The sequence below is a fragment of the Verrucomicrobiota bacterium genome (genome assembly GCA_037139415.1).
In the GTDB taxonomy this organism is placed as follows: Bacteria; Verrucomicrobiota; Verrucomicrobiia; order Limisphaerales; family Fontisphaeraceae; genus JBAXGN01.
Genome location: JBAXGN010000058.1, coordinates 26023 through 39041, shown reverse-complemented (window position 1 = coordinate 39041; position 13019 = coordinate 26023). Strand labels below are relative to the sequence as shown.

Here is a 13019-nt window from a genome sequence, read left to right as displayed (position 1 = left end):
GTTGTCTAAAATAAGGGGTCGTTTTTACGCTTCAAGACAAGTGACTGGAAACGCCACGACAAGTGACTGGAAACATGACATTATCATGGTGGCTGAATATGAGCATACTATGAGCTTACCACATTCGGGCAACTGCTCAAAGCTACCGGCCGTTGCCATTCATTTACCCCTTCCGGTTCTCGACCAAGTATCACAATGACGATACCGGCCTGATTTATTACGGCTGCCGAGTTTACGATCCAGAAACAGGAAGGCGGATGAGTGGGGATCCAATGCAGAAATACTTGTCCAAGTGAGCGGCTATGCGCAACGGAGCGCAGCGTTGACACCACTTTCAAGGTGTGCCAAAAGCAGCGGCTGGCTTCAGCGATCCGGGGCAGCAAGTTGGCTGTGAGAAATTCGGGCTAGGCAAACGCCTAAAAGCCTGTATGTTTTCGCCTATGAAAAATATGATTAAAGTAATCATTCCCGTGGCTTGCGCCACTTTATTGCTAACCGCTGGCCGCACTGTCGCCGCCGTCGGTATTGGACCGTCCTTCAAGGGACCGTTGGGATTGCAGCTTTACAGCTTGCGCGCTGAGTTCGGCAAGGATGTACCTGGCACCATGGACTTGGTGAAACAGCTTGGGTTCCAATACGCCGAGCTGGCTGGCACTTACAAGTTGGCACCGGAAAAGTTAAAGGCTGAATTGGATGCGCGGGGAATCAAAGCGGTCGCCGGTCATTTTTCCTATGATTTGCTGCGCGATAATCCCGAGGCCGTGGCCAAGGACGCCAAAGCCATGGGTTTGAGTTACGTCGGGTTTGCCTGGATTCCGCATCAGGGCAAGTTCACGGAAAAGACCGCGCGCGAGGCCGCCGCCGTTCTTAACAAGGCGGGCGAAGTCTTCGCCAAGTACGGGATGAAGGCCTACTACCATAACCATGGTTACGAGTTTGAACCTTATGGTGATGGTACCCTCATGGATTTGCTGATTCAGGAAACCAAGCCGGAGTTGGTGACTTTTGAAATGGATATTCTTTGGGTTTATTTCCCCGCGCAAGACCCGGCCAAGCTGCTGAAGAAACACCCTGGCCGTTGGGAACTGGTGCATCTCAAAGACTTGAAGAAGGGGGTCGCCACCGGTGAATTGACTGGTAAGACGGATGTGAAGAACGATGTTGCGCTGGGGGCGGGGCAAATTGATTTGAAGGCGATGCTGAAAGCCGGCGCCGAGGTCGGAGTAAAATATTACTTCATTGAAGACGAATCTCCCACGGTCAAAGAACAATTGCCCCAGAGCCTCAAGTTCCTTGAGTCGGTGACGTGGTGACTCTCATGCGCGACAACCGCCTGGACTTGATCAAGCATTGTCCGCAATGTGCTGCCATGGCCATTTCGGTCATTGATAAAAATGCACTATTTTGCGACCGTTGCGGGTTGCGGATGCACTTTGGTCCCTCGGCGGCGGTAGGCGGTATTCTGTGCGATGGCCAGGGACGCGTGCTGCTGATTCGCCGTGCTAAAGATCCCGGCCAAGGCAAGCTGGGCTTGCCCGGCGGGTTTGTGGATGGCCGGGAATCCGCCGAGGACGCGTTGCGACGGGAAACCCGTGAAGAGGTTGGGCTGGAAATCGAGTCGATGGAATTCCTGATGTCGTTTCCCAACCGCTACCCGTTCAGCGGGGTGATCTACGACACGCTCGACCTGTTTTTTATCTGTCGCGTGACGTCCTTTGACGCCGCGCGTGCGCTGGACGAGGCGGCGGGATTGGAGGTAGTCGCTCCGGCGGATATTGATCTCGACGAAGTGGCCTTCGTTTCCGCCCGGGCAGCCTTGGCGCATTTCAAGCGGAGCATGACAAAATAAGTCAGGATTGAATTATGAACTACTGCGAAACCCCCTATTTCTACCATCGCCGACTTACCCGCGAAGTCGTTGTGGGTGATCCGAGCCGCGGTGGAGTTGTCATTGGTGGCAATCATCCGATTGTGGTGCAATCCATGATCACCAGTGACACGATGGATACGGCGGCCTGCGTGCAGCAGACGCTGGACCTGGTAGCGGTGGGTTGCCAACTCGTTCGCATTACGGCCCCGACAATTCGGGACGCGGCCAACTTGCAGTTCATCGTCGCTGAGTTGCGCCAACGTGGTTGCATGGTGCCCATCGTGGCGGACATTCATTTCAAGCCGGATGCCGCCTTGGAAGCCGTCAAGTGGGTGGAAAAAATCCGCATCAATCCGGGTAATTTCGCGGATAAAAAGAAGTTTGCCAACCGGGAATACAGCGATGACCAATATTTTGAGGAACTCGAGCGAATTGAGGAGCAATTCGCGCCATTGGTCGAGTTGTGCAAGGAATATGGGCGCGCCATGCGCATCGGTACCAACCATGGTTCATTGAGCGACCGGATCATGAACCGGTACGGGGACACCCCGCTGGGGATGGTGGAAAGCGCCCTCGAATTTGCCCGCATTGCGCGCAAACATCATTACCATAATTTTTGTTTCTCGATGAAGTCGTCCAATCCCAAGGTGATGATCGAGTGCTATCGGTTGCTCGCCATGCGCTTGGCCAAGCTGGGACGGGATTGGAATTACCCAATCCATTTGGGAGTGACCGAAGCTGGGGAAGGAGAGGATGGCCGGATCAAGAGCGCCATTGGCATTGGCTCGCTGCTCAGTGACGGACTGGGGGATACCATTCGCGTTTCGCTGACGGAAGATTCCCCGTATGAAATCCCGGTCTGCCATGATTTGATCGCCGAAATCCCGGCGCTTTCGCATTCGGCCAATGCGTTGCCGGTGTGGTCGGCCATCCAAACGTCGTATGATCCGTACACGTTTCAACGTCGGGTCACCGAGGAATGTGAATTGCTGCCGGGAGTCAAATGTGGTGGCGAGCAAACCATTCGGGTGGTAGTGCCAGAAACGGTTTACCAGACGGTTGCGGTGCGGTTGCGCCCGAGCGATGACGTCCGTCCTGAAGGCGTGTATGAGCAGATCAATGTCTTGGAAGTGGATCCGACGAAAGATTTCGACGTGGATTCCGAGGCCCAGTTGGTGACCGTAAAGGATGGGGTGAATTTGCCGCCCATCGCTGCGTTTCGCCTGCTGGCGGCAAAATTGGCGCAGACGGAACGGACTAATCCCATCCTGCTCAAGGATTGCTTGGTTCAACCGAGCGAACCGTTGGCTGCGCGGATTGCCCTGCTGCGGACTTCAGCGGTGATTGGCACGCTGCTGGCCGATGGTATCGGGGACGCCATTCTGGTCCGTTGTGAGATCCATCCGGGCGTATCGCTCCGGCTGGCCTTTAACATTCTGCAGGCGGCGGGATGCCGTTCGTTCAAAACCGACTACGTCGCGTGTCCTTCTTGCGGACGCACGCTGTTCAACCTGCAAACCATCACCGCCAAAATCAAGTCGCGCACCGAACATTTGAAAGGCGTCAAAATCGCCGTCATGGGCTGCATCGTCAATGGACCTGGTGAGATGGCTGATGCCGATTTCGGGTATGTGGGCGGTGCGCCCGGTAAAATCAATCTGTACGTGGGCAAAACTCCGGTGAAGTTCAACATCCCCGAAGTGGAGGCCGTGGACCATCTCGTGGATTTGATCCGCGAACACGGCAAGTGGCGCAATCCTGAATAATCTTCTATGAGTATTCCCAAAGACGCACGTATCTATGTGGCCGGGCATCGCGGCTTGGTGGGCAGCGCCATCTGGCGTGAATTGGAGCAATCCGGTTACACCCGGCTCTTGAGCCGGACCCACCACGAGTTGGATTTGCTGGACACCGCCGCTGTGCGGGCCTTTTACCAAAGCGAACGTCCGGAGTTCGTGGTGGTGGCCGCCGCCAAGGTGGGTGGCATTCTGGCCAATAGTACGTACCCGGCGCAATTCATTCACGAGAACCTCCAAATTCAGAACAACCTGATTGATGGTGCCTGGCGTGCCGGTGTTAAAAAACTGCTTTTCTTGGGCAGTTCATGCATTTATCCCAAGTTTGCACCGCAGCCGTTGAAGGAGGAATATTTACTCACCGGCGCGCTGGAATCCTCCAATGAATGGTATGCCATTGCCAAGATCGCTGGTCTTAAGATGTGCCAGGCCTATCGCCGCCAGTATGGGTGTGACTTCATCAGCGCGATGCCCACGAATCTCTACGGCCAGAATGACAATTATCACGCGCAGAATTCTCACGTGGTGCCGGCCTTGATCCGGCGTTTGCATGAAGCCAAAATGGCTAATCTGCCAGCCGTCGTTTGCTGGGGCACGGGCTCGCCGCTGCGCGAGTTGCTGCATACTACGGATTTGGCCCGGGCCTGTGTGTTCCTCCTGGAAAGCTACAGTGAAGAGCAGTTTATCAATGTCGGCACTGGTCGGGAAGTAACCATTAGGGAGTTGGCCGAAGCTGTAAAGCGGGTGGTGGGCTACCCCGGGGAATTGCAGTGGGACACCACCAAGCCGGATGGCACCCCGCGTAAAGTCATGGATAATTCCAGACTGTTGGCGCTGGGCTGGAAGCCCAAGATGCTCTTGGATGAGGGGTTGGCCGATGCTTATGCCGACTTCCGACGCCGCTTGGCGGCGGGCGAATTTACCGGTGGGCGGTACTGACTCCCGTAGCTGTCGCGCTTTGTAAATGCATTGTCCTGGCGATGGTTTGTATCGGTTTTTCCTATTCTTTGGCAGTCGGTCTGCTTAGACTACGTACGTGCATTTGGCGCGCCTAAAGTTACGTGACTTCCGAAATTATCCGCGGCTGGACGTGTTGTTCAACCCTGGCTTTCACGTGTTGCTTGGGGATAACGCCCAAGGTAAGACCAATTTGCTGGAGGCCATTTATCTCCTGTCCACGTTGCGGTCCTTTCGCGGCATCGGCAGCGCCCAGATGGTGCGCCACGGTGCCAAGGGGTATTTCGTGCAGGGGGACGTGGTGGGGCAGGGGACTCACGAAATCAAAATGTATTGGTCGCCGGCGGAGCGGAAACTGGCCGTGGACGGTCAGCCAGTCAAACGCTTGGGGGATTTTTATGGCACGTTGCGCACCGTGGTGTTTTGCACCGAGGATTTACAGTTGGTGAAAGGCACTTCGCGGAACCGGCGCCGGTTCCTGGATCTCCTGCTGGCCCATACGCGCCCGGCTTACCTTGGGCTGTTGCAACGGTACGCGCGCGCCTTGCGGTCGCGCAACGCCCTGTTGAAGCATTACCCGGTGGACCTGATGGCGCTCGAGAGTTTCAGCCAGGAACTGATCGCCGTGGGCAATGAGATTATCCTGCACCGCCAGGCTTTACTGCCGCGCTTGACCCCGCTGGTGCAGCAGGCGTATCGCGGTATTGCCAATGATGCGGAGAGCCTGCGATTGCATTACCAGCCCGGCGTCAAAACCGATTTTGCCGTTGAATTGGCCAAATCACGGGACCGAGAACGCACCTATCGCAGCACAATTGTCGGGCCGCATCGCGACGACGTGCAACTCTTATTGAATGACCGCCCGGCCATTCAGTATGGCAGCGAGGGCCAAAAGCGCACGCTGGCCATTGCCCTGAAAATCGCCCAGGCCGAGTATCTGACCGAAATTCACAGTGCGCCGCCCATTTTGCTGATTGATGACGTGATGGGCGAGTTGGATTTGAAACGGCGTGGCGGGTTGCTGCCCTTGTTGGAGCGTGCCCGGCAATCCCGCGGCCAAGTGTTCATGACCTGCACTGAGGAAAATTGGCCCAGCGAACTCGGCCAGGATCTCTGCCGGTGGGAGATCAATCGGGGGACGATCACCAGTGTGTCGCGTTGAATATATGTTTGGTCATGGGTCGGCCTTGAGCTACTTTGTCGGCATCTTTATATGATGACTACGATGGGGAAAATCACAATCGGCTACGGCAGCGTCCTCCTTTTGCTTGGGCTGGCCGGTTTCTTTGGCACCGGCGCAAAAAGTGTGACGGCGCTGATTCCGGCGTTCATGGGGGTGCCCATTATCATCAGTGGCTGGCTGTCCGCCCGGGAGCATATCCGCATGCATGTGATGCATGTCGCGGTTACGCTCGGTTTGCTGGGCATCATTGGTGGTGCAATCGGCCTGCCGAAACTCTGGACTCTGATTCATGGGGGCGAGGTGCCCCGGCCTGCCGCAGTGATTTGCCAGAGCATTCTTTTTGTGCTCAGCCTGGTTTTTGTCATTCTCTGCGTGCGCAGCTTTATCAAGGCCCGTCTGACGCCGCCCGCATAATGGTGAGGCTGGATTCGTGATTCAGCTCCAATTTGGGTTTGCGGAACACATCACAGCATCTGCAATTCTGCGGTCTCGCGAGGGGGCGGTAACTTGGATCTGTACCCCAATGCCATCGTGTACCTGAAATCGAGGCGAATGGTCGCCGGCGTCCCGCAATTCAATTCCTTTCAACCAGACTATTGAGAGTTGAAAAGAACAAACATTCCCCATACCATACTTGCAGATTTTGCGGAAACACTATGAAAACACATTTGCCTTTGCTCGCCGGTTTAATGTTGGCGTCCACCGCTCTGGCGGCGGAGCCGGACTTGAAACTCTGGTACACCACCCCGGCCAAAAAATGGGATGAAGCGTTGCCGCTCGGCAATGGGCGGCTTGGGGCGATGGTGTTTGGCGGTGTTACCAACGAGCATTTCCAGCTCAACGAAGATACGCTCGTTTCCGATTATCCCGGTTACCGCAATCTCCCGCTGGATGTGCATAAGGATTTTTCCACGATCACCAACCTGATTGCCCGGCGCGAGTTCGCCGAAGCCGACAAGCTGGTGACCGAGAAATGGCTGGGGCGCTCCTGGGCGTGCTATCAGCCGCTCGGTGATCTCTTTTTCGACTTCGTTCACCAGGGGCCGCCGCAAAATTACACCCGCGAACTCGATCTCAATAACGCCCTTTGCCGGGTGCGCTATGAGGCGGACGGCGTGAAGTTCACCCGTGAGATTTTTGCGAGTCATCCCGATGAAGTCATCGTGGTCCGTTTCACCGCTGATAAACCTGGACGCCTCAACTTCCGGGTCCGGCTGACTTCGCCGCATCCGGTGGAAATCCGTGCGGACGCCGCGCAACTCACGATGCACGGTCAACTTCCCGGATTGGCCCTGCGCCGCACGCTCGATTGGGTGGAGAAGAAGGGCGACACGTATAAATATCCGGAGTTGTGGAACAAAGCAGGCAAGCGGCTGCCGAATGCGAGCCAAGTCCTATACAATGGGCGTGGCTTAGCCTTCGACGCACGCCTGACCGTGCGCGCTCAAGGTGGAAAAGTGTCGGCGGAGAAAGAGGCGATGATCGTGGCTGGTGCCGACGAGGTCGTCGTCATTTACACGGCTGCTTCCAGCTATAATGGTTTCGAGCAGAAACCGGTGGATGCCTCCCGGAAAGCTGCGGCCTTCCTCCAGGCCATAGCGCAACCCGATTACTCCGAACTGTTCGCCCGGCATACCCGCGATTACCGCAGTTTGTTTGACCGCGTCACACTCGACCTTGGGGAATCTAACAAGCTGCCCACCGATCAACGCCTGAAGAAGCCCGATCCGTCCCTGGCGGCGTTGTATTTTCAGTTCGGTCGTTACCTGATGATCGCCGGGTCGCGTCCTGGCACGCAGCCGTTGAACCTGCAAGGCATTTGGAACCACGAGGTGATTCCGCCTTGGGCCTGCCAGTACACGCTCAACATCAATGCTGAGATGAACTATTGGCCCGCCGAGGTCTGCAACCTCTCCGAATGTACCGAGCCGCTGCTGCGGATGATCCGTGAACTTGCCGTGGATGGCCGCTGGGTCGCCCGGGAAATGTACGGTCGCCGTGGCTGGGTGGCGCACCACAATACCACGATCTGGCGTGATGCCCAGCCGGTGGATAATGCGGCGCAGGTTTCCTTCTGGCCGATGGGGAGTGGCTGGCTTTGCCAGCATTTGTTCGAGCATTACCGGTTCACCGGTGACCGTGGTTTTCTTGAAAAGGAAGCCTATCCGGTGATGAAGGACGCCTGCCTGTTCTACCTCGATTGGCTTGTGGACAACGGCAAAGGCCAGCTTGTCACCCCGGTCAGCACCTCGCCTGAAAACACCTTTTCCTATACGAATGCCACGGGTGCCAAAGTGCGCGCCAGCGTCAGTTCGGGCGGTACCATGGACATGGGCATCATCCGCGATGTGTTCGGCAATACCCTCCGGGCCGCCGAGATTCTCGACCTGGATGCCGAGTTTCGCGCGACGCTCAAAACCACGTTGGGCAAGCTGCTGCCATACCAAATCGGCGAGCGCGGGCAGTTGCAGGAGTGGCAGGAGGATTTCGCCGAGAGCGATGTGCATCACCGGCATGTGTCGCACTTGTTCGCCCTTCATCCCAGCGCCCAGATCACGCCGCGCGGCACGCCGCAATTGGCGGCGGCGGCCAGGAAAACCCTCGAACTGCGCGGTGACGGTGGCACCGGCTGGAGCAAGGCCTGGAAGATCAATTTCTGGGCCCGGCTTGAAGACGGCGATCACGCACAAAAGATGCTGCACGAATTACTCACCCAATCCACGCACCCCAACCTGCTCGACGTCTGTCCGCCGTTCCAGATAGATGGCAACTTCGGCGGCACGGCGGGCATTGCGGAGGTGCTGCTGCAATCGCACGAAGTCGAGCAGAATGAAGCCCCGATTCTTTCCCTGCTGCCGGCGTTGCCCGTCGCGTGGCCCAGCGGTTCCGTCAAAGGGCTGCGAGCGCGGGGCGGGTTCGTGGTGGACATTGCCTGGCAGGAGGGCAAGGTCACCGCCTATCGGATTGCCGCAAAGGAGCCGAGTGAAGTCAAGGTGCGCGTAAACGGCCAGGTGAAAACGGTTGCCGCTGAAAAACTCTGAGTTAAAGACACAATTCAAAAACAACACCATACCAAGACTATGACAGCAAGATTCACCGTAATGAACGGTCTCACCATAAACCTGAGTCTTCCTTGCCTCGCGATGATCCTCGTCTTGTCCACGGCCGGGGTTCCTGGCCCGGCCAAGGCTCAATCACCCGATCCGAACTTTCACCTCTACCTGCTGATTGGCCAGTCGAACATGGCGGGGCGCGGGGCGGTGGATGAAGAAAGCAAGAAACCACATCCGCGCGTGGAAATGCTCGCCAAAAACCTCACGTGGCAACCCGCGACCGATCCGCTGCACTTCGACAAGTCCGTCGCTGGCGTCGGCCCGGGGTTGGCGTTCGGCAAACAGATGGCGGAGGCCAACCCACGGGTGCGCATCGGTCTGATTCCATGTGCCGTTGGCGGCACTTCGATCAAGGCCTGGGTGCCGGGCGCGGAAGACAAGGCCACCAAGACCCACCCATACGACGACATGCTCAAACGCGTCCGGGAGGCGCAAAAGGCCGGTGTCCTGAAGGGGATCATCTGGCATCAAGGCGAAGCAGATCGTCACGCCAGCGCTGCCTATGGCCAGGCTTTGAGCAACCTGATTGCGATGTTGCGGCAGGAATTGAACGCCCCGGAAGCGTCGTTCGTCGCGGGTGAACTATCCAGCTTCGGCCCGAAGGAGGAGACGCAGAAGGCCACCAAGCAATTCAACGAGGTGGTTCAGGGTTTGGCGAAAAAGGTCAAACGCTATGGCTGTGCTTCCGCCGAGGGCCTGAACCATAAGGGCGACCAATTGCACTACAACACCGAATCGGCGCGGACGTTTGGCAAACGCTATGCGGAGAAGATGATCGAGTTGCAAAAATGACCTCGTTTTCTCGATAATAACTCGAAAGCGGCATCCTGGAAAACAGGCAATTTGATCTGTTCCAGAGTTCTCAAATTATATCGTATATGGGAGCGGCTCTTCGTGGAGGAAATAAGCGTGCGCGGCGTCCGCAGCGGCTTGATCGGCATTGGGAACCTGTTGCGCCAGGAGTGGCGGAACGGGCGGAACATCAGCCTCTTTCTTTTTGCAGCGGACGGTATGCTTTGGCGTGGCAGTTGAGGCCAACGGAGCGGTGATTTGTTCGTAAAGCTGTGGTCGTGTATATGCTGAATAAATAGGGATTGTTGATTTAACCCTCGCACCCCCTGCCGCCGGATTGAATTGCGGTTAGGGGGGCGTTGTTTTTGGCCCGCGACGCCGGGGAAGTTGCCTGCGGTGAGGGGGTACGGAACTGTATCATTGTCCCCAGAGTCATTGCGGATTTCGGAATGCGGAATGCCGGACCTCTTATCTGTGTCTATCGGTGTTTATCTGTGGTTTATTCCCCGGTTTTTTACCACGGATTACTCGGATGGCACGGATGACAACCAGACCAATGCGGATTGCGGGGTCATGGTTCCAGCCTGGCGGGCAGCGGGACATCCTCCCAACCGGCCCGGCCCAAGGCAAAGTCGCGTTCCACGATTTCCCAGACGACGACTTGTTTGCCTTCCAGGATTTCCGCGTTCATGCTGAGTTTGCGGCGCACGTCTGTGGAAGCGCCACCGTCGCTGACGATGGCGTCCACCGGGGCTTTCAGCGCCAGGGCCAGATGGGAAATGAAACCAGCCGATCCGGGCAATAGTTTTTTGGTGGCCGTCTCGCCTTTCCGATCCGTGGCCTCGGCGGCGGTGGGCCGTTCTACGCGTTCGCCCAACGACTGCGGTTCGGCAAGCTGATAAATCCGGCAAAAGCTGTCGCCCAACACGAGCACCTGCGCCTTTTGCGCCGGAAACTTGAACGCGCCGGGCCGATCCGAGGCGGATGGCACCAGCGGTCCCAATGCCGGATCGAGCACTTGCTCGCACTCGACCAATTCCGGCGCAAATTCATGTTGAAGACCGGGCACCTGCATCATGTCAATAATATCGCCGTAACGGTTTACCCGGACGGGATGCGTCGCGTAGGTTTTGGTGGCGGGCGGCGCCCAGCGAAGTTCGCGCAGTCGCTCACTGACCTTCCCGGCTGCCAGCGCCGCACCACGCGGGCTCCAGTGCGTATCCCGCGCCAGGTACAATTCGCCGCTGCTATTAGTGCCATGTCTGCGGGCGGTGCGAAAGGCGTCCAGCAAATCCACCGTTTCAACCCCTTGCTGGCGCAGAGTACGGATTAATGACTGCGTCGGCCCGTCGCCAACCGACTCCGGGGCGGACGCCCGCCGCGTCAACTGGTCGGGATAGACCGCCGGTTTGCCCGGCACGGGAACGACGAGTAACTGGATGCCGCGCTCCCGGAGTTGATCGCGAAAGCGCGTGATGGCGCGGACCACACTATCACGGCGCGTGGTATCCGTCGCCGGCGGCATCCACGTTGAATGGCTGGTGTCCGTTTCACGCCGATCAGGTTCGAGGAGGTAACGGAGGTCCGGACGGTAAAAGAACCAATCATTCAAACCCGGCACGGCTTTGGCACCGGTGTCATGCAGCGATTTGAATAACAGCCGCTGCGTTTCCGGGCGCAAGCGTTGTTGGAACACAGACTTTTCTTCGAGCGCCGCCTCATACTCACGCAGGTTCTTAGCCGTTGGCTGGGTGTGCAGGAGGCTGGCAAAATGTACGCGACCACCGCCATGAAGCTCGACGCAAGTCTGGATGACCGGCACGGCACCGATGATTCCCAGAAAGCAGAGGATCAGGGCCAGCTCACTTTTTCGCGTTGGGTTGGTCATGGCGCGCTCCTAGAATTGAAAGTAGAGGAAGGGGTTAAACGCCTGGGAGAACATGACCAGGAGCGAGATAATGAACAACGGTGCCAACACCGCGACGCGCGGCCAGCTTTGCGGTTGCACCGCCCAATCATGCGCCTGCCGGGGCTGGAATACCAGGAAACCACACAGCGCCATGACCAGCATCGGCCAGGGTTGGTAAAGCTCGGCGGCCAACAAACCGGAAACACCTGTGGCAGTCCCAAGGCCAAACATGGCGGCGAAATAATGGGCGGCGGCGGTCAAGTTGTCCGCACGAAACAGCACCCAGGAGAACAGCATGAGCAGGAAGGTAAAGGCGATTCGCAGGCTGGACGGCCACTGGCTGTAGAAGCTCTGTTTGCCCCGCCAGCGCTCGTACCCCAGCAATAATCCATGGTACCCGCCCCAAACGATGAAGTTCCACTTGGCGCCGTGCCACAGACCGCCTAGTAGCATCACGACCGCCAGATTAACGTAGGTCCGCGATGGCCCAAGGCGGTTGCCACCCAACGGATAGTAGAGGTAATCCCGCAGCACACTGGATAGGGAGATGTGCCAGCGCCGCCAGACCTCGGTGATGCTTTCGGAGCGATACGGGGCGTCAAAATTTCTCGGGAATTCAAAGCCCAACATGCGCCCCAAACCAACGGCCATATCCGAGTAACCGCAAAAATCGAAGTAAATCTGGAAGGCGTAGGCCAGCACACCAATCCAGGCATCCAGGGCGCATGGGTCAGCCGCGTTGAACACCGCATCGGCCAGCCGTCCCACCGGATTGGCCAGCAGGATTTTTTTGGCAAAACCGAGGATGAAAATGGCCACGCCGGAAGCAAAGCGCGAGACGAGGTGCTCCCGCCAGGCAAGCTGCGCGGCGAGAGTTTTGTACCGAATAATTGGCCCGGCCACCAAATCGGGAAACAGCGCGACAAAGGCGGAGAAGTCGGTGAACGACTTGGCCGGCGTGGCGTGTCCCCGGTACAGGTCAATGATGTACGTGAGGGAATGAAAGGTGTAGAACGAAATACCGATGGGCAGAACCACCCGGAGCACGCGGAATTGCTCCGTACCCACCATGGCCAGGAGGTGATTCAGCGAGTCTGCGGCAAACAGATAGTATTTGAAAAAGCCGAGGAAGCTCAAATTGGTGACACAACAGGCGGCCACCGCCAGCTTCCGTTGGGCGGGAGTTGCGCCGGGCCGGGTGATGACTCTTCCCCAAATGAAATCCATGATGGTCGTGAACATCATCAGGCAGACGAACCAGGGTTCCCACCAGCCGTAAAACACATAACTTGCCACCGTGATCCACAGGTTCCGCCAGGCATACGGCAGGTTGAAATAAATGAGCAGGAACAACGGCAGGAAGTAAAAGATGAAAATGTGCGTGGTGAATACCATGCGG

General features: G+C 57.3%; 11 protein-coding genes. 9 read left to right on the top strand and 2 right to left on the bottom strand.

Translation table 11 applies throughout. The annotated features are described in order from the left end of the window. From WCO56_12140 to WCO56_12100, 9 genes are all read left to right on the top strand, one after another. On the top strand, positions 1–199 hold a 199-nt coding region (locus WCO56_12140), incomplete at its 5' end, for a hypothetical protein (GenBank protein ID MEI7730317.1). 250 nt (positions 200–449) lie between these two features. Then, complete coding sequence (locus WCO56_12135) at positions 450–1313, top strand: sugar phosphate isomerase/epimerase (GenBank protein ID MEI7730316.1); 864 nt, start codon at positions 450–452, stop codon at positions 1311–1313. Between the two features lie 5 nt (positions 1314–1318). Then, complete coding sequence (locus WCO56_12130; protein ID MEI7730315.1) at positions 1319–1849, top strand: NUDIX domain-containing protein; 531 nt, start codon at positions 1319–1321, stop codon at positions 1847–1849. Positions 1850–1863: 14 nt separating this feature from the next. Then, positions 1864–3636, top strand: coding sequence for a (E)-4-hydroxy-3-methylbut-2-enyl-diphosphate synthase (gene ispG, locus WCO56_12125; GenBank protein ID MEI7730314.1), 1773 nt, complete (start codon positions 1864–1866; stop codon positions 3634–3636). Positions 3637–3648: 12 nt separating this feature from the next. Beyond that, on the top strand, positions 3649–4605 hold the full coding sequence (locus WCO56_12120; GenBank protein ID MEI7730313.1) for a GDP-L-fucose synthase: 957 nt from the start codon (positions 3649–3651) through the stop codon (positions 4603–4605). A gap of 97 nt (positions 4606–4702) precedes the next feature. Then, complete coding sequence (gene recF / locus WCO56_12115; protein MEI7730312.1) at positions 4703–5785, top strand: DNA replication/repair protein RecF; 1083 nt, start codon at positions 4703–4705, stop codon at positions 5783–5785. A gap of 51 nt (positions 5786–5836) precedes the next feature. Next, complete coding sequence (locus WCO56_12110; GenBank protein ID MEI7730311.1) at positions 5837–6220, top strand: hypothetical protein; 384 nt, start codon at positions 5837–5839, stop codon at positions 6218–6220. 242 nt (positions 6221–6462) lie between these two features. Continuing rightward, a complete protein-coding gene (locus WCO56_12105) occupies positions 6463–8847 on the top strand; it encodes a glycoside hydrolase N-terminal domain-containing protein (protein ID MEI7730310.1) in 2385 nt (794 codons plus the stop codon). A gap of 39 nt (positions 8848–8886) precedes the next feature. Then, on the top strand, positions 8887–9711 hold the full coding sequence (locus WCO56_12100; protein ID MEI7730309.1) for a sialate O-acetylesterase: 825 nt from the start codon (positions 8887–8889) through the stop codon (positions 9709–9711). Positions 9712–10282: 571 nt separating this feature from the next. Here the strand turns inward: WCO56_12100 and WCO56_12095 are convergent. After that, a complete protein-coding gene (locus WCO56_12095; protein ID MEI7730308.1) occupies positions 10283–11599 on the bottom strand; it encodes a hypothetical protein in 1317 nt (438 codons plus the stop codon). A 9-nt stretch (positions 11600–11608) separates the two neighbouring features. Then, positions 11609–13015, bottom strand: coding sequence for an MBOAT family O-acyltransferase (locus WCO56_12090; GenBank protein MEI7730307.1), 1407 nt, complete (start codon positions 13013–13015; stop codon positions 11609–11611). Positions 13016–13019 lie beyond the last annotated feature (4 nt).

What these genes read in the sequence shown, in the direction of transcription:
- WCO56_12135 (MEI7730316.1), top strand. Translation starts at nt 450, where the DNA reads ATGATTAAAGTAATCATTCCCGTGGCTTGCGCCACTTTATTGCTAACC.
- WCO56_12130 (MEI7730315.1), top strand. Translation starts at nt 1,319, where the DNA reads ATGCGCGACAACCGCCTGGACTTGATCAAGCATTGTCCGCAATGTGCT.
- ispG (MEI7730314.1), top strand. Translation starts at nt 1,864, where the DNA reads ATGAACTACTGCGAAACCCCCTATTTCTACCATCGCCGACTTACCCGC.
- WCO56_12110 (MEI7730311.1), top strand. Translation starts at nt 5,837, where the DNA reads ATGATGACTACGATGGGGAAAATCACAATCGGCTACGGCAGCGTCCTC.
- WCO56_12105 (MEI7730310.1), top strand. Translation starts at nt 6,463, where the DNA reads ATGAAAACACATTTGCCTTTGCTCGCCGGTTTAATGTTGGCGTCCACC.
- WCO56_12100 (MEI7730309.1), top strand. Translation starts at nt 8,887, where the DNA reads ATGACAGCAAGATTCACCGTAATGAACGGTCTCACCATAAACCTGAGT.
- WCO56_12095 (MEI7730308.1), bottom strand. Translation starts at nt 11,599, where the DNA reads ATGACCAACCCAACGCGAAAAAGTGAGCTGGCCCTGATCCTCTGCTTT.
- WCO56_12090 (MEI7730307.1), bottom strand. Translation starts at nt 13,015, where the DNA reads ATGGTATTCACCACGCACATTTTCATCTTTTACTTCCTGCCGTTGTTC.